The following is a 26,961-nucleotide window of genomic DNA, read 5'->3' as shown; positions in this document are numbered from 1 at the left end:
AATTCTTATAAATTTTTTAAGGCTAGTTTTATTAAGTTTTCTACGGTGGCTTCTGGGTTTTCTTTTAAAATAGTAGAGATAACTTTCTCGGACTGTTTTTTATTAAACCCTAAAACTTCTAAAGCAGATAACGCTTCATCCTTATTGGTATTGCTTGTAAAGGTAGAAACTTCATCCATGTTAAAGGTTTTTAAAATTTTATCCTTTAAATCTACAATTACTCTTTGCGCTGTTTTTGCACCAATTCCTTTTACAGATTGTATGAGTGGTACATTTTCAGATGCAATTGCATGTTGTATTTCTTCTGCTGTCATTGATGAGCACATAGTTCTTGCAATACTTGGCCCAACGCCAGAAACAGAAATTAATAGCTTAAAAACTTCTCTCTCTGTTTTTGTAAAAAATCCAAAAAGGGTGTGTGCATCTTCTCTTATAGATAAATGGGTGTATAAAACAACAGCTTCATCATCGGGTAAGCTAGAGAAGGTGTTTAGAGAAATATGTAATAAATAACCAACTCCATTGCAATCTACTACAACCTCTGTTGGGTTTTTTTCTACCAATCTTCCTCTAACTTGTGTAATCATATATTTCTTTTTCTAAGCCTCTAAAGTAAGAATTTATTTTAGGTTTGGTGTGAGTGCAATTTATATTTTATAAATTATAGAGACTAGACTTTAAATGATAATAAATAAATGTCTAATCTCTATTTTATTTAAACTTAATTGATTCTCACATCAAATTAATCTTACACTAAATTATTGTTAATTTTAGTTCTCTTCTCTTTTTCTTGAGCATCTACGGCAGCCAATGCAGCCATATTTACCATTTCATCTACACTAGAACCTAATTGTAAAATATGTACAGGTTTACTCAATCCTAAAATTATTGGACCAATAGATTCTGCGTGGTTTAATTGTTTCATTAGTTTGTAAGTAATGTTTGCTGACTCTAAATTAGGGAAAATTAAAACATTTACTTTTTTACCATTTAATTTAGAAAACGGAAATTCTTTAGCTAACATTTCTGGGTTTAAAGCAAAATCTGCTTGCAATTCTCCATCAATAACAGTGTCTGGAAAATGACGGTGTAAATAAGAAACGGCTTCACTAATTTTCTTAGAAGTTTCAGAATTTGAAGATCCAAAGTTAGAAAAAGATACCATTGCCATATTTGGTTTCATACCAAACATTTTTACAAAATTACCAGTCATTTGAGAAATTTTTACCAATTCTTTAGCCGTAGGGTTTATGTTAATTGTGGTGTCTGCTAAAAATAACGGACCTTGTTTGGTTAACATTAAGTTGGTGGCAGCAATTTTAGTAACTCCTTTATCTTTTTCAATTAGTTCTAAAATTGGTTTTAAAACTGTTGGGTAAGGTCTAGAATATCCTGTAATTAATGCATCTGCTTCTTCTTCATTTACCATCATTGCAGCAAAATAATTACGTTCTCGCATTAATTTTGTTGCTTCAGATAAGGTACGTCCTTTACGTCGTCTATTTTGCCAATAAATTTTACCAAAACGTTCTCTGCGTTCTGTTTCTTCATCGGTTTTTGGATCTATAATTGGCACAATTTCAGTAAAACCTATTTCTGCTTTTAGAGCTAAGATTACTTCTTTTCGTCCTAATAATATTGGGTCACCAATCTTTTCATCATGTACTCTTTGTGCAGCTTTTAAAACATCTATATGGTCTGCTTCTGCAAATACAATACGTTTTCTATTACTTTTTGCTCTGTTGTGTAAAAGTCTAATTTCTTTATTTCCAGAACCAGAACGCTCCATTAATTCTTCTCTATATTTATCCCAATCTTCAATTGGTTCTAGAGCAACACCAGAATCCATTGCAGCTTTTGCAATAGCTGGTGGAATTTCATAAATTAATCTTGGATCAAATGGTTTTGGAATAATATATTCTCTTCCGTACGCTAAACTTACTTCATCATAAACAATATTTACTTGTTCTGGTACCGATTTTTTAGCCAAATCTGCTAAAGCATGAACGGCTGCCATTTTCATTTCCTCATTAATTTTGGTAGCTCTAACATCTAAAGCTCCTCTAAAAATAAATGGAAATCCAAGTACATTATTCACTTGGTTAGGATGGTCAGATCTTCCCGTAGCCATTATAATATCTTTTCTTGTAGCAACTGCTAAATCGTAGTCTATTTCAGCCACAGGGTTTGCCATTGCAAAAACAATTGGGTCTTTAGCCATGGTTAAAAGCATCTGTGGAGTAACTACATTTCCTTTAGATAAACCAATAAATACATCTGCATCATGCATTGCTTCATCTAGCGTGTGTAAATCTCTATCAGTTGCAAATTCTGCTTTTTGAGATGTAAGGTCGTCTCTATCACTTCTAATAACACCTTTACTATCGCACATTACTACGTTTTCTTTCTTTGCACCTAGTTTTAAATATAAAAGTGTACAAGAAATTGCAGCAGCTCCAGCGCCATTAACAACAATTTTTACTTTGCTAATATCTTTATTAGTAATGTCTATGGCGTTTTTTAAGGCTGCAGCAGAAATAATTGCAGTTCCGTGTTGGTCGTCGTGCATTACCGGAATGTCTAATTCCTCTTTTAATCGTCTTTCAATTTCAAAAGCTTCGGGTGCTTTAATATCTTCTAAGTTAATTCCACCAAAGGTAGGTGCAATAGCTTTTACAGTTTGTATAAAAAGTTCTACATCGGTAGCATCTACTTCAATGTCAAAAACATCAATATCTGCAAATATTTTAAATAGTAACCCTTTTCCTTCCATTACTGGTTTAGAAGCTTCCGGACCAATGTCTCCTAAGCCTAAAACTGCAGTTCCATTAGAAATTACAGCAACTAAGTTTCCTTTAGCAGTGTATTTGTATGCATTGTTTTTGTCTTTTGCTATTTCTAAACAAGGTTCTGCAACACCTGGTGAATATGCCAACGCTAAATCGTGTTGAGTGGCGTATTTTTTGGTAGGAACAACCTCAATTTTTCCTGGTTTTGGTTTTGCGTGATATAATAAAGCTTCGTGTCTTTTTCTAGAATCGCTCATATAATAAGTCTTTACTTGTTTAAGCTTACAAATATATGATTTTCAGCGAAAGAGAGAATTTATTTTCTAATCTTCTTAATAAGTGCTATTTTAAGTAAATATTACCTTTGTATTGCTCTAAATAGCTTGATGTTAGATTTCTGTTTTTACTTTGTTTAACATATTTTATATCTTTGATTGTAACTTAAGTCTTAAGTTTACGTCTATATACCAAAGCAATGCTATGCAAAAAAATACTTTTCTTATCCTTTTTTTTACTTCATTTTCATTTTTTGCACAAGTAAAAGGAAAGATAACAGACACCACAAACAGCCCTTTATCTTTTGTAAGTGTTTATTTAGATAATACGGTTACAGGAACCACGTCTAATGACAATGGAGATTACATTTTAAATATGACCCAAAAAGGAAAGCATACCATCGTTTTTCAAATTTTAGGTTACATAACGTTAAAAAAAGAAGTAAATATTACTTCTTTTCCATTTGAATTAAATATTGAATTACAGGAAGAGAATGTGCAATTGGCGGAAATCTCTATCTCTACAAAAGACAATCCTGCAAATAGAATTATTAGAAATGTAATAGCAAATAAGGATAAAAATACAGATAAGTATGCAAAATATACGGCTAAATTTTATTCTCGCGGGCTTTATAAAATCAAAGATGCTCCAGAGAAATTTTTAGGTCAGAATCTGGGAGATTTTGGTGGTGCATTAGATTCTACAAGAAGTGGAATTATTTATCTTTCTGAAACGGTTTCTGAAATTCATTTTCAGAAAAAACCGAAGAAGTTTAAAGAGAAAATTATTGCATCTAAAGTAAGCGGCACAGATAATGGTATTAGTTTTAATAGAGCAGAAGATGCAAATATTAATTTTTATGATGATAGTGTAAACTTTGGAGGTGATTTAATTTCACCAATTTCTACCAATGCTTTTAGTTATTATAAATTTAATTTAGAAGGAAGTTTTTATAATAAGAATGATAAACTTATTAATAAGATAAAAATAATTCCGAAGCGTAAAAATGATCGTGTTTTTAATGGGTATTTATATATAGTAGAAGATGATTGGGCTATTTACGGTGCAGATGTTTCTGTTACTGGAGCGCAAATAAATGTACCTGTTGTAGATGTTTTGTATTTAAAACAAAACTACAATTACTCGGCAGAAAATGATGCTTGGGTGTTAATTAGCCAGAGTATAGACTTTAAGGTAGATGCTTTTGGTTTTAATTTAGACGGACGCTTTTCATCTGCATATTCAGCCTATAATTTTACACCAGAATATAATGAAAATACATTTACCAATGAAGTTTTAACGTTTGAGAAGGAGGCTACAGAAAAAGACACCGTTTATTGGGGTAATTTAAGACCCGTTCCATTAACCATAGAAGAAACTACAGATTATAAATTTAAAGACAGTTTAAAACTTGTTAGAAAATCTAAAAAATATTTAGATTCTGTAAATAAGAAGCAAAATAAGTTTAATTTACTTTCGCCTATAATGGGTCATACACATAGAAATTCCTACGAAAAATGGGCTATTTCTTACAATGGATTAATAAATAATTTTAATTATAATACAGTACAAGGTTTTAATGCTTCTTTAGGTTTTAGTTTTTTTAAAAAACAAAATGAAACAGGCAAATGGTGGAATACCGGAGCAAAAGTAAATTATGGTTTTTCTGATAAACGTATAAGGCCAACCTTCTTTTTCACTAAAAAATGGAATGATATTTCTAGACCAACAATGACAATTTCTGGAGGAGTTGAAACGGCTCAGTTTAACGATAGAAAACCTATCATGAAATTAAATAACACCATTGGATCTTTAGTGAGAAGGTTAAATTATTTAAAAATTTACGATAAAACTTTTGGTAAAATAAGTTATTCAGAAGAAATTAAGAATGGAATTTACTTTTCATCATCGTTAGAGTATGCAAACAGAAAACCACTTTTTAATACTACAGATTATTCCTTTGCAAAGCAAGGGCATAATGGCGGATATACTTCTAATAATCCTTCAAATGTAATTGATGTATTTAAAGAACATGAAATTGCTACTTTAAATGTAGGTGCTACTTTTGTTTTTGGGCAAAAATATTTGTCTTACCCAGATAGAAAAGAAAATATTGGCAATGAGAAATATCCGTCATTAAATATTAATTATAGAAAACGATTTGGTGCTTCTAATTCTGAGTTAAATTCTGATGTGTTTACTGCAATTTTAAAACAAGATATTAATGCCGGAAATTATGGAAACCTAAGTTATTATTTAAGAGGAGGGATGTTTCTAAAAAAGAAAAACATAGCTTTTATGGATTTTTTACAAGCTAATGGAAACCAATTATTATTTCCTTTAAATGGCGAATTAAATAGTTTTGGTATTTTAGAGTATTATAAGTTTTATACCAACGATAAATATGCAGAAGCACATATTGAGCATAATTTTAAAGGAGCTGTTTTAGGGAAGATTCCATTATTAAATAAATTGAATTTTCATTTAGTTGGAGGGGCAAAAACCTTATTTATGGCAAATAAAAAGCCTTATACAGAATATTCTATCGGTTTAGATAATATTGGTTATGGTAAATGGCGCTTTCTAAGAGTAGATTATGTGAGGTCTTTTCATGGAGGTATTAAAAATGATGGTTTATTGTTTAGATTAAGTTTGTTTTAATATTTTTGAAATATGAAAATTCAAGTACTTTTTTTTGGAATTACTACAGATTTAGTAGGTGCTTCTAATTTAGATTTAGAGGTTGCTGATACTTTAAGTGTTTTAGGTTTTAAAAATTTATTAAAAGAAAAACATCCGCAGTTAAAAAACATCAACTCTTATGCGATTGCAGTAAATGAAAGTTATGCAACTGATGAATTGGTGTTAAAAGAAGGTGATGTTATTGCTATAATTCCACCAGTTAGTGGAGGATAAAAGAAGCTCATCTTAACCTTCTAAAAGGCAAGAAACACCCTTTTGTTCTCTTCTTTATGTACTTTTAGTTTCTTCTCTGTGTATCTACGCGTAATAACCAACAACCTATTTCTGACAATACTTTTTATCAATATAAAAAGTGCCAAAAGGAATCACAGAAGCAATTAAAACAATACCTAACGTTTTATTGTTCCAATTCATTTCTTTTTTAATTACAAAAGCTAATACTACGTATAGCATAAAAAGAATTCCATGAGGCATTCCTAACATTTTTACGTAAGTGGCGTCATCCTGTAAATATTTTATAGGTGTAGCAATAAATAATAATAATAGATAAGAAATCCCTTCCAATACACTTACAATTCTAAAAATATTTTTCATAAAGATAACTTTTGGTCAATGCAGCTTATGTCGGTAATCTCTTTTAGAACCATTGTCTTTTAATCAACAGAATACCTCTTGTAATGACGATTTATTTATTTTTGCAAAAATACAACTTTGTTTTCCTATTTTTGTTTAACAATGAAAAGAACTTCAATAAAAATTACTTTAGAAAAATTAGATTTACAAGAATGTTACCGTTTTGTAGAAGATGATTCTTGTGGCGGAATTTCAGCATTTATAGGAACTGTAAGAAATGATACACAAGGAAAAGAAGTTACCCAATTAGACTTTTCTACCTATAAACCAATGGCAATTAAAGAAATGCAAAAGATTGCAGATTTGGCTTTAGAAAAATTTGATATAAAAAAAATAGCCATTCACCACGCAGAAGGAATGTTACAAATCGGAGAAGTTCCTGTAATTATAACCACCTCTTCTAAACATAGAAAAGCTGCTTTTGAAGCTTGTGAATTTGCAATAGATACCTTAAAAGAAACTGTTCCAATCTGGAAAAAAGAATATTTTTCAGACGGGGAGGTTTGGGTGAATGCGCATCCTTAATTTTAGTTTTCGGCTCTTAGTTACAATCTCAATGCTGGTGCGAGCATCTCGCTCGTATCTTTTCTTTAATTATTGTTGAGTAAGTTTGTGGAAATTACTCCATGTGTTATTGGTGTTTGCACGAGCGGGACGCTCGCGCTAGCGGATATCAGATGTCGGCTAAAACAAATTTTAAAGTTTAAAAAACACTGTGTTTTCTATATTGCTATGTCGTCAATCTTGTATTATTCAGCTTACACAACAGTGAGCCACTGAATACTGAGGCTGAATACTGTTTACTTAGTAAGTCTACTTTGCAGCCATAAATAATACTGTAGTCCAAATAATATTGCACCACCCAATAAATGTGTTGCTTGTGTGCCTAAAGGAAACTCTGCGTAATACATTAACATACCAGAAATGGTTTCTAAGAAAATTAATGCAACCACCCAATTTACCAATTTGTAATCTAATTTTTTTACTTGGTTTATATAAAACAAGCCAAAGTTTATTAGCACAATTGCAATGGTAAAAGATCTATGAAAGTAGAATTTAAAACTCGGGTTCATTAAACTATAATCTTTGTTTTCGAAACCATAAAGCTTTACTTGCTCATCTATAAATTGCCTTACTTGGGTTCCTACTGCTATTTGAATTAAAGAAAGTACAGCGGAAACAATAAGTAGTTTACTAAACAGTGAATTGTAATTGTAGTTTTTCTTTTTATCTGAAGCAATAAATTTTACCTGTAATAGAAGCGCTATAATAATTAAACCAATAACCATGTGAATGGTAATTATAGATGGTTTTAAATTACTGTCAACCACTGTTTTTCCTAACCAAGCCTCTACCAACATTAAAAAGAAAGCGGTGTAGGCAAGTATAGGTATTCTCTTGTCTATTTTCCAGAATTTTGAAGCTCCGTAAATTAAAAATAAGAAAACAAAACCTGCTAAAACAGAAGATAATCTGTTAATGTATTCTGTCCAGGAGTGGTATTTGTTAAATTTTGCGTAATCGTGTTTTGTATAAGCAGCCCAATTGCTTTTATTAAATTGTTCTGCTGTTTTAATATCGTGTTCTGCAACAAACAGCGCTTCATCTTTAATAATGATAAAACCTTTTTTAAATTCAGAATTTGGTTTCCAAGTAATTTGTTCTTCCGCTGTAGGCGGAATATAATAACCAAAACATTTTGGCCAATCAGGACATCCCATTCCAGAGCCAGTCATTCTAACAACAGAGCCTGCTAAAAAAATTAAGTAGACAGATATAATGGCAATTTGTACAGTTTTGGTGAAGCTACTTTTCATTATAAATAAATGTTTTTACAAAAATAAGGCAAAAAAAATTCGTTTAAAATAAATTAAACGACTTGTTCTTATAAAAAAGGAAATACTTGCCAATAAGTTTTTAAAAGAGCTTCTTTTTCTAAATAATTAGACTCAATTAATTAAAATAATCGTTTACTTTTTATGTAGGCTTTATCTTATCAAAAAAAATAAGACAAAAAAAAGCCGCTTAAAAAATTAAGCGACTTGTTCTTTTCAAAAAATTTAAAATTATAGAACTCTAACGTCTACTGCATTTAAACCTTTTCTACCTTCTTTAAGGTCGAACTCTACTGCGTCACCTTCTCTTACTTCGTCAATTAATCCTGATACATGTACAAAGTACTCTGTGTTTGAATCATCTTCTGTTACAAATCCAAATCCTTTAGATTCGTTGAAGAATTTTACTGTTCCTTTTTTCAAAATAATATAATATAAATGTTAATAATACTGCAAATATAAGATTATATTAATTGATATTACCAAAATGCGGTTTTAAATAATTGTTTTCTTTTTGTTCGTATAAAGTGACAGATTGTAAGTGAAAAAAAAGCAAATAATTGTTGCAAAAATTATTTAATAGAGGTCTTTTAAGAAACCCAATACCGATAGTAGTTACAGCGGTTTTAGATTGATAATTGTTTGGGAATGAAGTTTTTAAAAAATCATTTTTTTAACCTTAAAATCAGTAAAACTGTTAATTTGTTAAAAACTTCAAGGGTTTTGTGAATAAGTATAACTTTTATTTTGGAGCAAAAAATCCAATCTTTGTTAACACTAAAAATAACACTTAAACACCCTTCATTTACCTTGGAAATTACGCATATTATAAAAAGAGACTCGGAAACAACAATATTTGAGTTAGAGAAAATTATTAATGCTATAGAAAAAGCTATGCTTACCGTTAACAACGGTTCTAGAAATGATGCAATTGCAATTTCTAACATTGTACATGGTACTTTATTAGAGAGAAGGTTAAATGAACCAGATTATATTCCTACAGTAGAACAGGTGCAAGATATTGTAGAGTATAAATTAATGGACAGCCCTTTTCATGACGTTGCAAAGGCTTATATTTTATATAGAGACGAACAAACAAGAAGTAGAAAACCAAATATTTTTGAAAAGAGAATTAACTTAAAACCTTACGATTATCCTGCTTTGGGAGAATATGTAGATGCTATTAGACATTCTTATTGGATTCATACAGAGTTTAATTATACCAGTGATATTCAAGATTTTAAGACTTCTCTTACAGAGATAGAAAAAAATGCGATAAAAAATACTATGTTGGCAATTTCTCAAATAGAAGTTGCTGTTAAAACTTTTTGGGGAGATATTTATAAAAAGATGCCAAAACCAGAAATTGGTTCTGTTGGAGCTACATTTTCAGAAAGTGAAGTACGTCATCATGATGCGTATTCTCATTTATTAGAGATTTTAGGGTTAAACAATGAGTTTAAAAACTTAAAGAAAAACCCTGTTATAATGAAACGTGTTAACTATTTAGAAGCTGCGTTAAAAAATGTAAATAGTGAAGACAATCAAGAGTTTTCTGAGTCTATAATATTGTTCTCTTTATTTATAGAGCACGTATCTTTATTTTCTCAGTTTTTGATTATTATGGCTTTTAATAAGCATAAAAATGTACTAAAAGGAATTTCTAATGTGGTAGAAGCAACTTCTAAAGAAGAGCAGATTCATGGAGATTTTGGTATCGATTTAATTAAAATTATAAAAGAAGAAAATCCAGATTGGTTTAGCGAAGAGCATAATTTATTGGTTCAAGAAACTTGTAAAGAAGCGTTTCTTTCTGAAAGCAAACTAATCGATTGGATTTTTGAAAAAGGAGAATTAGATTTTTTACCTAAAAATGTAATCAAAGAATTTATTAAAAACAGATTTAATAATTCTTTAGAAAGTATTGGTATTGCAAAAATATTTGAGGTAGATCAAAAATTATTAGCAGAAACAGATTGGTTTGATGATGAAATTATTGGAACCAAACATGGAGATTTCTTTGTGAAAAGATCAATCAACTATAGTAAAAGAACAAAAAGTATAACTAGTGACGACTTATTTTAAAATATGAACTTGAACGAAACAAAAACAACAGAACTTACAGAACACGAACAGTTAATTCAAGTTAGAAACGCTGCTAGGAAAGAAATGCTTAAAGGTAAAAACCAACCAGAAATTACATGGTTAACAGAAAATAGTCGTAAATTTTTAGAGTCTGGTTATTTAACAGGAGATACCACACCAGAAGAAAGAATACGTGAAATTGCAGACAATGCAGAACGTATTTTAAAAATGGATGGTTTTTCTGATAAGTTTTATAAATATATGGCAGAGGGTTATTACTCTTTAGCGTCACCAATTTGGTCTAATTTCGGTAAAAAGAGAGGTTTACCAATTAGCTGTTTTGGATCGCATGTGGCAGATGATATGGGAGATATTTTGTTCTCTCAATCAGAAGTTGGTATGATGTCTAAATTAGGAGGAGGAACTTCTGGATACTTTGGTAAGTTGCGTAAAAGAGGTGCCGATGTAAAAAACAACGGTTCATCTTCTGGTTCTGTACACATTATGCAGTTGTTCGAAAAAATGGTAGATGTTGTGAGTCAAGGTTCTGTAAGACGTGGACGTTTTTCTCCATATTTACCAGTAGATCACCCGGATATTAAAGAGTTTTTAGAGATAGGAACAGAAGGAAACCCAATTCAAGAATTAACGCATGGTGTTACCGTTGGTGACGAGTGGATGCAAGCAATGATTGATGGTGATGTAGAAAAAAGAGGTATTTGGGCTAAAATATTACAAAGAAGAGGAGAAATAGGATATCCTTATATACTTTTTAGAGACAACGCAAATAATGGAACGGTAGATGTTTATAAAGACAAAAACCACGAAATTTATGCAAGTAACTTGTGTACAGAAATCATGTTGCCTTCTAATGAAGATTGGTCTTTTGTATGTTGTTTATCATCAGTAAACTTATTACATTATGATAAGTGGAAAGATACCGATGCAGTAGAAACACTTACCTATTTCTTAGATGCAGTAATGCAAGAATTTATCACTAAGTTAGAAGTATATAAAGATTCAGAAGACAGAGACGACCAGTTTACGTTTCGTTTTATGGAAAAAGCGTATAATTTTGCCAAAGAAAATAGAGCTTTAGGTTTAGGTGCGTTAGGATGGCACTCTTTATTACAATCTAAAATGCATGCTTTTGACAGTGCAGAAGCGTATGCTTTAAACAGTGAAATCTTTAAGGTAATTAAAGAAAAATCTTACAAAGCGTCAGAAGAAATGGCTAAGTTGTATGGTGAGCCAGAAGTGTTAAAAGGATACGGAAGACGTAACACCACTTTAAATGCAATTGCACCAACAACATCATCAGCATTTATTTTAGGACAAGTATCTCAAGGAATTGAGCCAATTTGGTCTAATATCTATGTAAAAGATATTGCAAAAATTAAAACAACGATTAAGAACCCAATTTTAGAAGCATTATTGGAAGAAAAAGGACACAATACATCAGATATTTGGAAAAGTATTAGAGATAATGATGGTTCTGTACAACATTTAAGTGTTTTAACAGAAGCAGAAAAAGAGGTGTTTAAAACCTATTCAGAAATTGATCAAAATGTAATTGTATATCAGGCAGCTAATAGACAAAATCATATAGATCAAGGACAGTCTATCAATATTATGGTGCATCCAGATATGCCAATTAAAGAGGTGAATTCGGTTTATATTAATGCTTGGAAATTAGGTGTAAAATCTATGTATTACCAACACAGTATGAATGCTGCACAGAAGTTTAAGCAAAAGAAAGAATGTGCTAGTTGCGAAGGGTAATTAGTAAGAAAATAAATTAGGAGAGAAGTCGAAAGGCTTCTCTTTATTATGAATGATTAAAATATTTTATTTGAGATAAAAACAATAAGCATAAAAAAAAGCGATACTAGACATATCGCTTCTTGGTAATATTTTTTAAATTTTTGCTTCCTAGGGCCAAAATTTTAATCTAAAGAAATGAATTTTGAGATTACTCAATCTCCTTCCCTTTTGTTTTTCAAAATTACAAAATACGATTCTCTTCGCCAAGTTTTATTAATGATTTTTTTAGAGTAAAAAGTGTTTTTAAAACACCTGTGTCTATTACTCTTAAATGAGAACTTATTAACAAAAAAAAATAAAAGTTGATAAGTCTACTAATCCAAATTACATGAATAGAGAATTTTTTAGATTAATCGAGAATAAATTAATAATTAATATTAATTTAAAAATCATAAAAGTAAAGAGTATTTTTTATAGTCTTATCCTTTTAGATATAATACGTGGATTAACAGTAAATATAAACCGTGTTGATATAGATTTTTGGTTATAAACATTTATTAAAAATAAAATTGGGGAGTTTATTCTTGATTTTAAATGAATTATTTAACACAAAGAGAAGTCGAAAAGGCTTCTCTTTTTTTTTGAAGCTATTTCCAGCTTTGTGTTTATCTTGAGCATAGTCGAAAGACAATCGTTTTTTTTTGCTAGAAAAAGACAAAAAAGTACTCAAACAAATGCTTCAATCTGATTTAAACATGTTTGTGTGCTATTTGAGTATAAAGGTTTCTCTTTTAAATCTTCATAGAGATGCTTTAAAATATCACTAAATCTCTAGTATTTTTAAGTGAACTGAGATAAGAAGAAGTGATAAGTTAAAATAAAGCCCATAAGAGGTTTTAAAATTAAAAATCAATAGAGTCTTGTAAAGGTAATAAAAACTTATCTATACATCTAAAATCGCTTTAAAATACAGTTTTATATGCCTGTTGAGGTTTGGTAAGTGTGATTTTTGTGCTACAGAAGTCCATTTGCTTTAATAAACGGCAATAGGAGTGTAAATGCCTTACTGAATTATTACAATCAGAAAAAAGAATCCGTTTTAGAAAACAAGATATAATTTTATAAAAAAAGAGAAGCTTTTAAGCTTCTCTTTTTTTATAAATAATATTTTAAATACTTACTAAATTTTAATAAAGTCTTTAACTGGTGCAAATCTTAAAATAAGATAACCAATTATCGCAGAAATAAGCGAGCCTAAAAGAATACCTATTTTTGCAGAGCTAATAAACTCTGGTGATGTTGAAAAAGCCAAACCAGCAATAAAAATAGCCATAGTAAACCCAATACCAGCAATAAATGAAACTCCTAAAATTTGTATAAAGTGAATGTCTCCAGGTATTTGAATTAAATTTAATTTTTTTGCAACCAATATAACTAGTGGTATACCTAGTCCTTTACCTAATACTAAACAGAGTATAATATGGAATACCAAAGCTGTGTCTATATGTACAGAGCTATCTATTAACACACCTGCATTGGCAAGTGCAAAAACAGGGATTATAAAATAAGCCGACCAATTGTGTAGGTTATGTTCTAAATGCTGTAAAGGAGATTGAAATTTTTTACTCCAATGCGTTAAGTTATTTACCAATTTTAATTGTTCATTAGACAATATAGGTTCCTTTAATACAGGTGCACTTTTAATGCTATTGTAAATACCTTCTAGTTGAGAAAGAAAAGTAGTTGTTTTTATTTCTTGTCTAATTGGTACAGAAAATGCTATTAAAATACCTGCAACAGTAGGGTGTACTCCAGATTTTAAGAACAATACCCAAACAATAATACCTACAACAATCATTACAAATTTAGAGTAATACCCTTTATGAGTTAACACATATAATAGTGCTATTAATGCTAAGCCTATTAATAATAATGTAACTTGAATAGATTCACTGTAAAAAACAGCAATTACTAAAACAGCCTCAATATCATCTACAATTGCAAATGCAGTTAAAAATATTTTTAAACTAAGCGGTATACGTTTTCCTAATGTGTTTAATACAGCTAAAGAGAAAGCAATATCTGTTGCCATAGGAATTCCCCAACCCTTAAATGTTTCTGGGTTTTGATTTAAAAGCATAAATATACCAACCGGAATAAGCGCTCCACCAACAGCTCCAAATAATGGGAAAGCTAATTTTTTAACGGTGTTTAGTTCTCCAATTAAAATTTCACGTTTAATTTCTAATCCTATTAAGAAAAAGAAAATAGCCATTAAACCATCATTAATCCAAAATAAGACAGATTTCTTTAATTCAAAACTTTCTCCAGAAAACCCAACTTTATAATCTAAAATAGAAGAGTAGCTTTCATGTAGAGGAGAATTTGCCCAAAATAAAGCAATTAATGTACATAGTAATAATAGAATTCCGCTAAAACTTTCAATTTTTACAAACTTTTGAAATGGGGTAATAAATAATTTTTTTATCATGAATAATGGGTTAATTTATAAACTGAATAAAATGGTCACGAACATTTTTTAATTCATGGACACTGCTTTAAAAACTGCTAAAGGTGTTCTTTTTCCAAGATTTAAAGATAATATATTATTTTTAATAGTATAATTATCTGTTAAATTTATAGCTTCTAATAATTTAGATTCATCGGTATTATTACAAAACATTCTAGTTGAAATAATTTTGGTGAATTTAATTCTATTTCCTTCTTCTAAAATGTACTCGCCATTTATGGTATTACAACCTGCAAAACTGGTAAATCTATTCTCTTTAGTATTTAAAGTAATAAATATTTCACGTTTTTTCGTGTCTTCCATTTTAATATCGTTTCCATCTAAAGATGTAAGTTTCCAATACTTTTCTGTAATTGCATTGTCGTGGTCTTTTCCACTTACTGACTTACAGTTCATTATGGTAGTCGAAATTATAATAATGAATAATATTTTCGTTTTCATCCAAAAAATTTTTATAAAAATAAGTTAAGTTGAGAACATTTTGAACTTTTTTACATTAAATTTCTCTTAATTTTTTCGTAAAAAATGTTTTTATAATCAGAACATCTCCACAAAATAATAGTTTGTATTTTTACACATTAAACTTTATTATAAAAATAAATGAACTGGGAACAACTTCTTTCTTTAAAACGTTTTGGCGATACACAAAAACGCCCAAGAGCTACTCAAGACGAAACTCGTTTGGGTTTTGATGTAGATTTTGATAGAATTATATTTTCTTCAGCATTTAGAAGTTTACAAGACAAAACACAGGTAATACCATTATCTCAAACAGATTTTGTACACACACGTTTAACGCATAGTTTAGAGGTTTCTGTTGTGGGGAGAACTTTGGGCAGAAGAGTCGGTAAGGTGTTGTTAGAGCGTCATCCTAAATTAGAAGAATTAGGCTACACGTTTAATGATTTTGGTGCCATTGTTGGTACGGCTTCTTTAATGCATGATATTGGAAACCCTCCTTTTGGTCATTCTGGAGAAAAAGCGATCGGCGAGTATTTTAAAACAGGAAAAGGTGTAAAATACAAAGCGGAATTATCTGATAAAGAATATCAAGATTTAATCGATTTTGAAGGTAATGCAAACGGATTTAAAATTTTAACAGAAAGTAGAGAGGGTATTTCTGGAGGTCTGCGTTTAAGTTATGCAACCTTGGGGGCTTTTTTAAAATACCCAAAAGAAAGTCTTCCTAAAAAACCAACAAACCATATTGTAGATAAAAAGTATGGTTTTTTTCAATCAGAAAAAGATGCTTTTTTAGAAATTGTAGATAACTTAGGAATGAAACAAAAGTCTACGTCGGCAATTTCCTTTTATAGACATCCGTTGGCGTATTTAGTAGAAGCGGCAGATGATATTTGCTATACAATAATCGATTTTGAAGACGGAATTAATTTAGGTTTAATTGAAGAAGAATTTGCTTTAGAATACATGATTAAGTTGGTAAAAGATACCATCGATATTAAAAAGTATCATTCTTTAAAACATAAAACGGACAGGATAAGTTATTTAAGAGCTTTAGCAATTGGTGTATTAATTAATGAAGCTGTTGCTATTTTCTTAGCAAATGAAGAAGCTATTTTAAACGGAACTTTTGAGAAATCTTTATTAGACAGATGTAAATATGAGGCACAAATAAAAGACATTATAAAACTAAGTGTTGCAAAAATTTACAAAAGCAAAGATGTTGTAGAAAAAGAAATTGCTGGTTATAGAATTATTGCAGATTTATTAGACGTTTTTGTAACTGCTTTAAACAATAAGTTTGATGGTTGTGAATCTAATTTTGATGATTTGGTATTAAATTTATTACCAGAAGAATACCAAACAGAATCTATTAGTTTGTATCAACGAATTATGCAAATATGTAGTTATGTTTCTAGAATGTCTGATAGTTATGCGATTAGAACACATAAGAAATTAACAGGTAATATCATTTAATTGATACCAATAGTACCTATATTTAGATTTCATTTTTAAACAATATGTTAAACTTAACTTTTAAACGATGATACTTTATGTTAAATAAAACCATTCAATTATTTTTTTTAATGCTAGTTTCTAGTCTTTTTTTCTTTTGTAAATCAAATAACGTGAGTAAACAAAATACTAAAAACAACCAAATTATAACTTTTCAGGATAAAGAAATTACAGATAAAGTTTATAATCAAGATAAGTCTAAAGTATTAATGTTGCAATATACATCTACCAAAAACCCTGTAATTACTTTTAAGTATCAGGTAGTTGATGTAAAAACAAATAAGGAATTAAAGAAAGGAGTATTTACTGGCGAAAAAATGGAATGGTTAGATAATACCACTTTAAAATGCACACCACATATTGGCATGGTCCAAAAACAAAGTGACGAAGTACTTCTTGAAAGCGTACCAACTAAAAAGAAATATATTTTTATAAAAATAGATTAACTTAATATATACGTATGAATAACAACTACCTAACTACTATTACCTGTGCTCTTTTATCAACTTTTTTTTTTATTGGTTGTCAGACAAAAGCAAAAGAAACCGAAATTGTTTTAAAGAATAACTTTAATCAAATAAAGAAACAAAAAAAGAAAAAAGGTGTTCATAAAAAAGGAATAGAACAGATTGCAGATTATCAGAAACAGATAAGAAAAGGAATTGAAGAAGAAAACTCCACTTATAAAAAAGGATATCTTGTAGAAGAATTTAACAAAGCTAAAAGTAAAAAATTTAAAAAAAGTGGTAAAAGTGCAATTAGCCCTGTTTTTAAAGAAAGAGGTCCTAATAATGTGCCTGGTCGTGCTAGAGGAATTGCTATAGATCCTAATGATACAAAAAGATGGTTTGTAGGTAGTGTTGGTGGAGGTGTTTGGCTTACAGAAGACTCCGGAGCAACTTGGGAAACATTAACAGATTTTAAGGTGCCTAATTTAGCAACTTCTACTGTTGTAATTAGTCAAATAAATTCTAATATATTATATGCAGGTACCGGAGAACCTTTTGGTAATTTAGGTGCAATTGGTGGTTCTGGCGTATTCAAAACAATAAATGGTGGTGCTACTTGGCAACATTTAACAGCTACAGCATCTTTAGGAGATGTTGGTAGAATGATTATTAATCCCCTAGACGACAATAATGTTCTTATAGGAACTACTTCTGGTATTTATAGAACTATTGATGGTGGTGCAACTTGGACTAAAACTTATAATTCAACAGGCAGAGTTCAAGATTTAGATGCTTCTTCATCTGATTTTAATATTCAATTTGGTTCTGTAAATGGAGTAGGATTGGTAAAAAGTATTGATGGTGGTATTACATGGAGTGTTGCTTTAGATAAAGCAGCTGTTAATGTAAACCATAGCAGGTTTGAAACAGCTGTATCAGAAGTAAATACATCGGTGGTTATTGTTTGTGCGTATTCTGGTTCTGATGGTACTGTTAGTACTAATACAGATTTATATATATCAAGAGATGCGGGGGCTACTTTTACAAATTTAACAGCTCCAATTGATGCTAGCGTAGATAGATTAGATTTGGTAAACGGACAAGGATGGTATGATAATATTGTTTTAACGCATCCTTTTGATGAGAATATTTTTTATGTTGGAGGTGTGGAGCTTTTTAAAGTTACTGTTAATAATGATGATACTTTTACAGCTTTAGAGATTGCAGCTACTGGTCAAAATGGTAATCTTACTCAAATTAATACAGATGTTCATGTAGATCAGCACGGGCTTGCAGCTATAAAAGGAGTTGATAATGCTTTTCAATTAATTTTAGCAAATGATGGAGGTATTTATTCTAGTAATTTAGCTTTAGACCCAGGAGTAAATGAAGGCGATTGGTCTAGTGCAGCCTTAGGAAAAAATAGTACACAATTTTACGGAGCAACAAAACAAAATGGAGAAGATAATTATTTAACAGGCGCACAAGATAATGGTTGTTGGATATCATTAGGAAATGATGCTAATAAAGACAAAGAGTATTTAGAAGCATTTGGTGGTGACGGCTTTGAAGTTATTTGGCATTATGACAATCCTCAAGATTTTATTGTTTCTTCTCAGAACAATAGAATTGGAAGGTATGTTAATTTTGCGTTTGCAGGTCAAGAAAGTTTAGAAGGAGAAGAAATATTTTACACAAAATTAGCAAATGCTAATAACAACCCAAATGCTGTTTTTTCTGTTTCTGGTAATGGCGTTTGGCGTTCAGCCGATTTTGCAGCAACTTGGAATTTAGTGCCAATTACTTCTAAATTTATAACAAGTAGTTCAAGTACCTCTAGTGCTTTAAATGTAAAAGTATCTACAGCAGACCCAAATATTGTTTGGGCTGGAGCATTAATGACAGAAAGTGGTAGTTATGTTTTACATGTTTCTAAAGATAATGGACAAACTTTTACAGATGCAGGTGTTTATAACAATCCAAATGATAACCATAATCTATTTATTTCAGGTTTAGGAACTTCTTATATTGAAAAAAATAGGGCTTATGCTCTTTTTTCTTCACAAGGTAGACCTAAAATTTTAAAAACAGAAGATTTAGGTGCTACTTGGTCTGATATAACAGGATTTGAAGCTAGTATAGATACAGGTTTCCCCGATGTAGCAGTACACAGTATTTTAGAAATGCCTTTTAACAAAGATATTATTTGGGCAGGTACAGATATTGGTCTTTTTCAAACAGAAGATGGAGGTACAAGTTGGAGTATGATTACAGATTTACCTTCTGTAGCTGTTTATGACTTAAAAGTAGTAAACGATCAAGTTGTAATTGCAACTTATGGTAGAGGTGTATGGTCTGCAACGATACCAGAATTAAGTACATATACACTTCCAGGATATTTAAAGTTTCCAAATGCTACTGCACAACAAAAAGAAATTGAAAGTTTAAAAACAACCGTAAGTTATAACGTACCTTCAGATGATGTAAGTAGAGTTAAAATATTTATAGACGGATTAGAGCAAACAGAGATTGTACAAGATTTTAGTACAGAAGTAACTTATTCTTATGAAACAATAGATGTGGCAGAAGGGTATCATCAACTAGGTATTCAGGTTTTTGATGATGTTAATAATCTAGAAACACCAATAAATAACCAAGAGTTTTTAGTAATTGATTATAAGGATGCAGGTACTTCAATTGAAATTTCAGAATTTCAGGATACAGATGTCTTTACTTATAAATCTAATTTTGTTATAGATAACTTAGACGGCAATGTAGCTAGTGTTGTCTTAAATAATTCGGAACATCCTTATAATAATAATAAAACATATTCGGTAACATTAAAACAACCATTAACAATATCAGAAGACAATAAGGTTTTTACGTATGAAGACTTTGCGCTTGTAGAGCCTTATACAGATGATTTAACCGATTTGACTCAGTTTTATGATTTTGTTTTAATTGAAGCTTCTACCGATTTAATTACATGGAAAACATTAGATAAGTATGATGCAAGAAGGTTTCCAGAATGGTTAACAGAATATAATAAAGGAGACAATGCAATTGGTAATGATGCTTTATTTAAAGAACAAAATATAACGTTAACAGATAAAGGTTTTGCTATTGGAGAAACAATTGTTTTTAAATTAAGTTTAGTTTCAGATCCAGGAGCATCTTCTTATGGTTGGGCTATTAAATCTATAAATAAGAATACAGCAACTGCTTCTGTAGAAGATGTTTTAGCAGGTACACAGGTATTTGCAATTTATCCTACTGTTTCTAAAGGAGACTTTACTTTACAAGCAAAAAGTACCTTAGGGAAAACTAAAATGACTGTTTTTAGTCTTACAGGAAAACAAGTTTTTGCTAAAGAAGTAGATTTTACATCAAATGGAAAACAAGCGGTTTCTGTGAGTTTAAATGCTGGAGTTTATATTGTAAACATTATTGATGAAAACAATAAAAAATCTTCTAGTAAAATAATTATTGAATAATTAAAATTCAATTATACAAACATAAAAAAGACGCCATTTGGCGTCTTTTTTTATATGAATGTATTAAATGTGTTTGCTAAACTATCTGCGTCTAAACCAAGTGCGTGTTGGAGCTTTAAAATATTTCCATGTTCAATAAAATGATCGGGTATTCCTAACGTTTTTATTTTATGTTGATAATTATTTTGTGAAGCAAATTCTAAAATAGCAGTTCCAAAACCACCTTTTATGGTTCCGTCTTCTATAGTTATAATGGTTTTTGCTGTTTTAAAAATAGCATGTAATAAGTTTTTATCTAAAGGTTTTACAAAACGCATGTCGTAATGAGAAAAATTATCTATATTTTCTACGAATTCTAATGCCTCAGCAACATTTTTAGCAATGGTTCCAATGGATAAAATAGCGGTTTTAGTTCCCTTTTGTAAACAAACCCCTTTTCCTATTGCTATTTTTTCAAAAGGTTTTTTCCAGTCTATAATAGTCCCAGTTCCTCTAGGATATCGAATGGCTATTGGGTTCTTTAAACCTAATTGAGCAGTGTATAAAATATTACGCAATTCAATTTCATTTCTTGGTGCAAAAACAATTAAATTCGGAATTAAACGTAAATATGCTAAATCGAAAACACCATGATGCGTTGCGCCATCTTCACCAACCAAACCAGCTCTGTCTAAACAGAAAATAACAGGCAAATTTTGCAAAGCAACATCATGAATAACTTGATCAAAAGCACGTTGTAAAAAAGTAGAATAGATATTACAAAAAGGCATTAAACCTTGCGTTGCCATACCTGCAGCTAAAGTTACTGCATGTTGTTCTGCAATACCAACATCAAAAGTTCTTTTTGGATGCTTTTCTAACATCAGTTTTAAAGAACTTCCTGTTAACATTGCTGGTGTAATACCTACAATTTTATCATTTTTATCAGCTAATTCTACAATTGTTTTTCCAAAAACATCTTGATATTTTGTATATAAACTTTTTGCTATCTTTAATCTTTCACCAGAAATTTTATCAAATTTACCAGGTGCATGATAGGTTACTTGGTCTTCTTCAGCTTGCTGTAAACCTTTTCCTTTTGTAGTAATTACATGTAGAAATTTTGGTCCTTTTACGTCTTTTAACCTTTCTAATTCCAATAAAACTTTCGGTAAATCATGTCCGTCAATAGGCCCTGAATAATCAAAATTTAAAGCTTTTATAATATTGTTTTGAGCCGCAAGTCTTTTATCAGTTTTAACCTTTGTTAAATACTCTTTTAAAGCACCAACAGAAGGATCAATTCCAATCGCATTGTCATTTAAAATAATTAATAAATTTGCCTTAGAAACCCCTGCGTGGTTTAAGGCTTCAAAAGCCATTCCGCTTGCAATAGAAGCATCGCCAATAACTGCAATATGATGTTTTTCTGTAGCTCCTTTAATATTAGATGCAATTGCCATACCTAAAGCTGCAGAAATAGAAGTAGAAGAATGACCGACACCAAAAGCATCATATTCACTTTCTTTTCTTGACGGAAAACCAGCAATTCCTCCCAACTGTCTGTTGGTATGAAAAACGTCTTTTCTTCCTGTTAAAATTTTATGTCCGTATGCTTGATGGCCAACATCCCAAACTAATAAATCATTTGGGGTGTCAAATAGATAATGCAAAGCGATCGTTAATTCTACAACGCCTAAACTTGCACCTAAATGACCTTCTTTTGTAGATACAATATCAATAATAAAATATCTCAATTCTTTTGCAAGTTGAGGTAGTTGATCTTGATTTAGTTTCCGTAAATCTTCTGGATTTGATATATTGTCTAACAAGTTCTTCATCTAAAGGCAAAAATACAATTTAACTTTTTGTAATATTGATTTGTAAAAAGAATAGTTATTATGAATAATAAAAACATAGCAATATTAGTAGCAAGTTGTATTCTTATTATTTTAAATATAGTAACCAGTAATAAATATAATTTGGGTTTTTGGTTTCGAATAATAGCAATTGTTTTTGTAATGTTGGCAATTGTTAAAGGATCTAAAATAAAAAAGTAATTTAATTTTAAACGTATGATACAACCTTTTGACGACACCTATTTTATGAAAAAAGCCTTACAAGAAGCAGAATCTGCTTTTGATAAAGGCGAAGTACCTGTAGGAGCCATTATTGTTTTTAAAGATCAAATTATTGCAAGAGCGCATAATTTAACGGAGACATTAAACGATGTAACGGCTCATGCAGAAATGCAGGCATTTACAGCCGCTGCAGATTTTTTAGGAGGTAAGTATTTAAAAGATTGTGTATTATATGTAACGCTAGAGCCTTGCCAAATGTGTGCAGGTGCGAGTTATTGGGCGCAAATTGGTAAAATTGTTTATGGAGCAACAGAGCCAGATAGAGGTTTTGTAAATTTAAAAACCACACTACATCCAAAGACAAAAGTTGTGAGCGGAATTTTAGAGAACGAATGTTCTTTGCTTTTAAAACGTTTTTTTGCTGAAAAGCGAAATCTAAATTAATTATGATGATAGAAAAGAAATACGATGTTGTAATTATTGGCGGAGGACCTGCTGGAGGACAAACAGCTAGAAATTTATCTAAAAAAGGATATAAAACACTTTTGGTAGAGCGTTATAAAAGTTTTTATGATAATAATTTTTCTAGTGGAGGAATGACCTTAGAGCCTATGAAAGAATTTAATTTACCAGATAAGGTAGTTGGGGCTTATTGGAAAGACATTACCATAAAATGTACAGAAAAAGAGTATGACTGGTTTGGTGAAAAGCCAAAAGGAGTTGTATTAGACTTTGGTAAGTTGCGAGAGTTTTTAGCAGAAGAATCTGTTGCTAATGGGGGTGAGGTTTTATTAGGTCATAAATATGTAGAAAAAAGAGTTGTAAATACCGAAGTAGAAGTAGATCTTCTAGAAGCTGAGACCTCTAAAATAAAAACGGTAAAAACGAAACTTTTAATAGATGCAACAGGACCATTACGAAAAGTAATGTATGATTCTAAAGAAGAACAACCTAAAATGAATTTGGGTAGTGGAACAGAATATTTAATAGAAGTAGATCAGAAAACGTACAATAAATATAAAGAGAAGTTAGTTTTTTTCTTAGGACATAAGTGGGCTTTGAAGGGGTATTCTTGGGTTTTTCCTATGGAAAATAGAATTTTAAAAGTTGGTTCGGGTAGAACTCATTTAAAATCTAAAGATCAAGAAAACACAGATAAATCAACCAAAAAAATTACAGAAAAAATTATTAAAGAGTATATTAAACCAGAAAGTTACACATTATTAGACATTCATGGTGGTATTTTAAGATACTGTGAAGGCTTAAATGATACTTATTATAAAAACAATGTAATTGCTGTTGGTGATGCAATTTCTGCAATAAACCCAAGAGGAGGCGAGGGTATAAGGTATGCAATGCAAAGTGCTAATTTAGCATGCGATTATATCGATATTTATCTTAAAACAGGAAAAGAAAATTTTAAAGAGTACGAGAAGGAATGGAAAAAGAAAAAACTTTTAAAATGGAGATTAAGTGAAGTTTCCGCCAGAAGAATGTACAATAGATATTCTGATTTACAAGTAGAGAACAGGCTAAAGTTTTTACATAAACACTTTTCTATAGATGTTCTTATAGATAGTTTATTTAATTTTAATTATAATAAAATGTTCTCAAGAGTTTTTAGTTATTTATGGATGAAATTAAAATATAAATTTAATAATAAGGAGTTTTAACTTAGATTTTATATTTTTTTCAGTGTTAAATTTTTTATAAATAAATCTTAAAAATTTGTGAGATAGTTTGATTTAGAGAAACTTTACGTCAACTAATTCAAATTATTTTACTTCATGAAAAAATTTTTACTTTTATTCTTGCCATTTATTGTTGTTTCAACAATTTCTGCACAAGAAACTCCAACCCCCAATTACAGAGCTGCTGCTAAGTATTCGCCAACAAATTTGGCGAAAATGGTACACTCAACAAGTGTAAGTCCTCATTGGTTAAAAAAAGGAAACCGTTTTTGGTATGCTTATAAAACATCTGAAGGAGCTAATTATTATTTAGTGGATGCAGATAAAAAATCTAAAAAAACACTTTTTGATAATGTAAAGATGGCAAAGTGGTTAACAGAAATCACTAAAGATCCTTATGATGCAAAACACTTACCTCGTTTCGATTTTAAATTTAACGAAGCAGAAGATGCTATTCGTTTTAGAGTAACATCAACAGAAGAAGTTAAAGTTATTGATGATAAAAAGGAAGTAGAAAAAGACTCTGTATCATCAAAAAATGAAAAAAGTAAGAAGCCTAAAATGGAGAAAAAAGTCTACCATTTAGAATATAAATTAGGTGGAAATGAAGTAACAATTATTGATACGATTAAGAAAGAAAAAGAAGATTGGAAAAAATGGGCAAATATTGCGCCAGACAGTTCTATTGTACTGTATTCTAAAAAGTACAACTTGTATTGGATGGATAAAGTAAACTTTAAAAAGTTTATTAAAGACGAAAAAGATAGTACAGTTGTAGAAAACCAATGGACAAAAGATGGTGAAGAAAACTATGCGTATGGGCGTGGTTCTAGAGGAGATAATGTAGATAAAGAAAAAAATAAAGACAAAAGAAACGGTGTTGGAGGAATCTGGTCTCACGATTCTAAAAAGTTTGTTTTTCAAAAATCTGATTCTAGACATATTAAAGATTTATGGGTAATTAATTCTACAGGTAAAAAAAGACCAACGTTAGAAACCTATAAATATCACATGCCAGGTGAACAAGAATATTATAAATCTGAATTATTAATTTTTGATATTCCTACAAAAACGCATGTAAAAGTGCCTTTAGATACTATTAAACAACAAAGTGTTTCTGTTTTTAGAGCACCAAGAAAACAATCTAATAGAGATGATGATTTTAAACCTTCTTTGCTTTTATCAAAAAAAGGGAAAATATATTTTAGTGTAATTTCTAGAGATCGTAAAAAGTACGATATTAATGTTGCTGATATTAATACCGGTGAATATAAAACCTTAATTGAAGAACGTTTTAACACCTATATAGAAGCACGTCCGTTAATTTTATTGAATGATGAAAAGGAAATGTTGCATTGGGCAGAACGTGATGGTTGGGCACATTTTTATTTATATGATACGAATGGAAATTTAAAAAACCAAGTTACAGAAGGCGATTATCATGTGGCTAATTTTGAAGGTTTAGACGAAAAAAACCGCACCTTATATTTTTCTGCAAACGGAGTTAATAAAAAGCAAGATCCTTACTATGCACATTCTTATAAAATTAATTTGAATGGAACAGGAATGAAAACTTTAAACCCTGGAGATTTTACAGCAACTTCTTCTATGGCAGATTCTAATCAATATTTTGTAACGAATTTCTCTAGAGTAAATACCGTACCAAAATCGGAACTTAGAAATGCGAACGGACGTAAAGTAATGGATTTAGAAACGGCTGATTTGTCCCAACTATTTGCATCTGGTTACAAGTTTCCAGAAACCTTTAAAGTAAAAGCAGATGATGGAATTACCGATATTTACGGAGTAATGTATAAGCCTTTTGATATGGATTCTACAAAGGTTTATCCTTTATTAGAATACGTTTATCCTGGTCCACAGACAGAGGCAGTTAACAAATCTTTTTCTTATTCTATGGACCGTGTAGATAGAATGGCACAGGTTGGTTTTATAGTAATTACCTTAGGAAACAGAGGTGGGCACCCAGACAGATCTAAATGGTATCATAATTATGGTTACGGTAATTTACGTGATTATGGTTTGGCAGATAAAAAGTATGTAGCACAACAATTGGCAAACAAACATAGTTTTATCGATATAGAAAAAGTAGGAATTTACGGTCATTCTGGTGGTGGATTTATGTCTACAGCAGCCATGTTAGTCTATCCAGATTTCTTTAAAGCCGCAGTTTCATCTGCAGGAAATCATGACAATAATGTGTACAATTCTTGGTGGAGTGAAACGCATCATGGAGTTAAAGAAGAAATTGATGAAAAAGGTAAAAGTTCTTATAAATATAAAATTGATACCAACCCTTCTTTGGCTAAAAACCTAAAAGGACATTTAATGTTGATTCATGGAGATATGGATAACAACGTAAATCCGGCAGGAACTATTAGAATGGCAAACGAATTAATTAAAGCACACAAACGTTTTAAATATATGATTATGCCAGGACAGAGACATGGTTTTGGTAATATGACAGAATATTCTTTCTGGCTAAGAGCAGATCATTTTAGTAAATATTTATTAGGTAAAGAAGCTACCGATGTAGATTTTATGTATATGAATTTAGACAAACCAATGAATAAATAATATTTGTCTGTTTGAGCGTAATTGAGAACTAAACATAAAAAAACTCCGAATGAAAATTCGGAGCTTTTTTATGTTTAATT

Annotated in this window: 20 protein-coding genes; 12 read left to right on the top strand and 8 right to left on the bottom strand. The window is 30.3% G+C overall.

Annotation, left to right across the window (positions count from 1 at the left end; translation table 11 throughout):
* Positions 1–5: 5 nt before the first annotated feature.
* Positions 6–587 (bottom strand): Holliday junction branch migration protein RuvA, encoded by a 582-nt coding sequence (ruvA, locus tag GQS58_RS05330; RefSeq protein WP_166383627.1) that lies wholly within the window; start codon positions 585–587, stop codon positions 6–8.
* 161 nt (positions 588–748) lie between these two features.
* Positions 749–3,046, bottom strand: coding sequence for an NADP-dependent malic enzyme (locus GQS58_RS05325; RefSeq protein WP_166383625.1), 2,298 nt, complete (start codon positions 3,044–3,046; stop codon positions 749–751).
* Positions 3,047–3,269: 223 nt separating this feature from the next.
* On the opposite strand from GQS58_RS05325, the gene GQS58_RS05320 reads away from it, so the two are divergent.
* Both GQS58_RS05320 and GQS58_RS05315 read left to right on the top strand, forming a co-directional pair.
* The gene (locus tag GQS58_RS05320) at positions 3,270–5,726 is read left to right on the top strand and encodes a DUF5686 and carboxypeptidase regulatory-like domain-containing protein (protein WP_166383623.1); all 2,457 of its coding nucleotides are present in this window, start codon (positions 3,270–3,272) and stop codon (positions 5,724–5,726) included.
* A 12-nt stretch (positions 5,727–5,738) separates the two neighbouring features.
* Entirely contained in the window at positions 5,739–5,981 is a 243-nt protein-coding gene (locus tag GQS58_RS05315) for a MoaD/ThiS family protein (RefSeq protein WP_166383621.1), read from the top strand.
* A gap of 105 nt (positions 5,982–6,086) precedes the next feature.
* Here GQS58_RS05315 and GQS58_RS05310 read toward each other — a convergent pair whose 3' ends face one another.
* The gene (locus tag GQS58_RS05310; RefSeq protein ID WP_166383619.1) at positions 6,087–6,362 is read right to left on the bottom strand and encodes a DUF3817 domain-containing protein; all 276 of its coding nucleotides are present in this window, start codon (positions 6,360–6,362) and stop codon (positions 6,087–6,089) included.
* Between the two features lie 141 nt (positions 6,363–6,503).
* Between GQS58_RS05310 and GQS58_RS05305 the strand changes: the two genes are divergently transcribed.
* Positions 6,504–6,926 (top strand): molybdenum cofactor biosynthesis protein MoaE, encoded by a 423-nt coding sequence (locus GQS58_RS05305; RefSeq protein ID WP_166383617.1) that lies wholly within the window; start codon positions 6,504–6,506, stop codon positions 6,924–6,926.
* Positions 6,927–7,201: 275 nt separating this feature from the next.
* Here GQS58_RS05305 and GQS58_RS05300 read toward each other — a convergent pair whose 3' ends face one another.
* On the bottom strand, positions 7,202–8,218 hold the full coding sequence (locus GQS58_RS05300; RefSeq protein WP_166383615.1) for a COX15/CtaA family protein: 1,017 nt from the start codon (positions 8,216–8,218) through the stop codon (positions 7,202–7,204).
* A 249-nt stretch (positions 8,219–8,467) separates the two neighbouring features.
* Positions 8,468–8,659, bottom strand: coding sequence for a cold-shock protein (locus GQS58_RS05295; RefSeq protein ID WP_166383613.1), 192 nt, complete (start codon positions 8,657–8,659; stop codon positions 8,468–8,470).
* A gap of 387 nt (positions 8,660–9,046) precedes the next feature.
* Here GQS58_RS05295 and GQS58_RS05290 point away from each other — a divergent pair, with 387 nt between their 5' ends.
* Complete coding sequence (locus GQS58_RS05290; RefSeq protein WP_166383936.1) at positions 9,047–10,321, top strand: ribonucleotide-diphosphate reductase subunit beta; 1,275 nt, start codon at positions 9,047–9,049, stop codon at positions 10,319–10,321.
* A 3-nt stretch (positions 10,322–10,324) separates the two neighbouring features.
* On the top strand, positions 10,325–12,103 hold the full coding sequence (locus GQS58_RS05285) for a ribonucleoside-diphosphate reductase subunit alpha (RefSeq protein WP_166383611.1): 1,779 nt from the start codon (positions 10,325–10,327) through the stop codon (positions 12,101–12,103).
* Between the two features lie 1,162 nt (positions 12,104–13,265).
* Here GQS58_RS05285 and nhaA read toward each other — a convergent pair.
* On the bottom strand, positions 13,266–14,576 hold the full coding sequence (gene nhaA / locus GQS58_RS05280; protein WP_166383609.1) for a Na+/H+ antiporter NhaA: 1,311 nt from the start codon (positions 14,574–14,576) through the stop codon (positions 13,266–13,268).
* 48 nt (positions 14,577–14,624) lie between these two features.
* A complete protein-coding gene (locus GQS58_RS05275) occupies positions 14,625–15,056 on the bottom strand; it encodes an META domain-containing protein (protein ID WP_166383607.1) in 432 nt (143 codons plus the stop codon).
* A 159-nt stretch (positions 15,057–15,215) separates the two neighbouring features.
* On the opposite strand from GQS58_RS05275, the gene GQS58_RS05270 reads away from it, so the two are divergent.
* The 3 genes from GQS58_RS05270 (at position 15,216) to GQS58_RS05260 (ending at position 20,535) form a co-directional block, all read left to right on the top strand.
* Positions 15,216–16,553: a deoxyguanosinetriphosphate triphosphohydrolase gene (locus GQS58_RS05270; protein WP_166383605.1), complete on the top strand. Its 1,338-nt coding sequence runs from the start codon at positions 15,216–15,218 to the stop codon at positions 16,551–16,553.
* Positions 16,554–16,705: 152 nt separating this feature from the next.
* A complete protein-coding gene (locus GQS58_RS05265) occupies positions 16,706–17,038 on the top strand; it encodes a hypothetical protein (protein ID WP_166383603.1) in 333 nt (110 codons plus the stop codon).
* 14 nt (positions 17,039–17,052) lie between these two features.
* Positions 17,053–20,535 (top strand): T9SS type A sorting domain-containing protein, encoded by a 3,483-nt coding sequence (locus tag GQS58_RS05260; RefSeq protein WP_166383601.1) that lies wholly within the window; start codon positions 17,053–17,055, stop codon positions 20,533–20,535.
* A 50-nt stretch (positions 20,536–20,585) separates the two neighbouring features.
* On the opposite strand, the gene GQS58_RS05255 is transcribed toward GQS58_RS05260, so the two are convergent.
* Positions 20,586–22,355: a 1-deoxy-D-xylulose-5-phosphate synthase gene (locus GQS58_RS05255; RefSeq protein ID WP_166383599.1), complete on the bottom strand. Its 1,770-nt coding sequence runs from the start codon at positions 22,353–22,355 to the stop codon at positions 20,586–20,588.
* A 60-nt stretch (positions 22,356–22,415) separates the two neighbouring features.
* Here GQS58_RS05255 and GQS58_RS17035 point away from each other — a divergent pair, with 60 nt between their 5' ends.
* From GQS58_RS17035 to GQS58_RS05240, 4 genes are all read left to right on the top strand, one after another.
* A complete protein-coding gene (locus GQS58_RS17035; RefSeq protein WP_205860387.1) occupies positions 22,416–22,574 on the top strand; it encodes a hypothetical protein in 159 nt (52 codons plus the stop codon).
* 15 nt (positions 22,575–22,589) lie between these two features.
* Positions 22,590–23,039, top strand: coding sequence for a nucleoside deaminase (locus GQS58_RS05250; RefSeq protein ID WP_166383597.1), 450 nt, complete (start codon positions 22,590–22,592; stop codon positions 23,037–23,039).
* 2 nt (positions 23,040–23,041) lie between these two features.
* Positions 23,042–24,268 (top strand): NAD(P)/FAD-dependent oxidoreductase, encoded by a 1,227-nt coding sequence (locus GQS58_RS05245; protein WP_205860386.1) that lies wholly within the window; start codon positions 23,042–23,044, stop codon positions 24,266–24,268.
* Between the two features lie 114 nt (positions 24,269–24,382).
* Entirely contained in the window at positions 24,383–26,881 is a 2,499-nt protein-coding gene (locus GQS58_RS05240; protein ID WP_166383593.1) for a S9 family peptidase, read from the top strand.
* Positions 26,882–26,961 lie beyond the last annotated feature (80 nt).

The organism is Polaribacter sp. 11A2H, assembly GCF_011379025.1.
In the GTDB taxonomy this organism is placed as follows: domain Bacteria; phylum Bacteroidota; class Bacteroidia; order Flavobacteriales; family Flavobacteriaceae; genus Polaribacter.
This window is presented reverse-complemented; position numbering and strand designations above follow the sequence as displayed.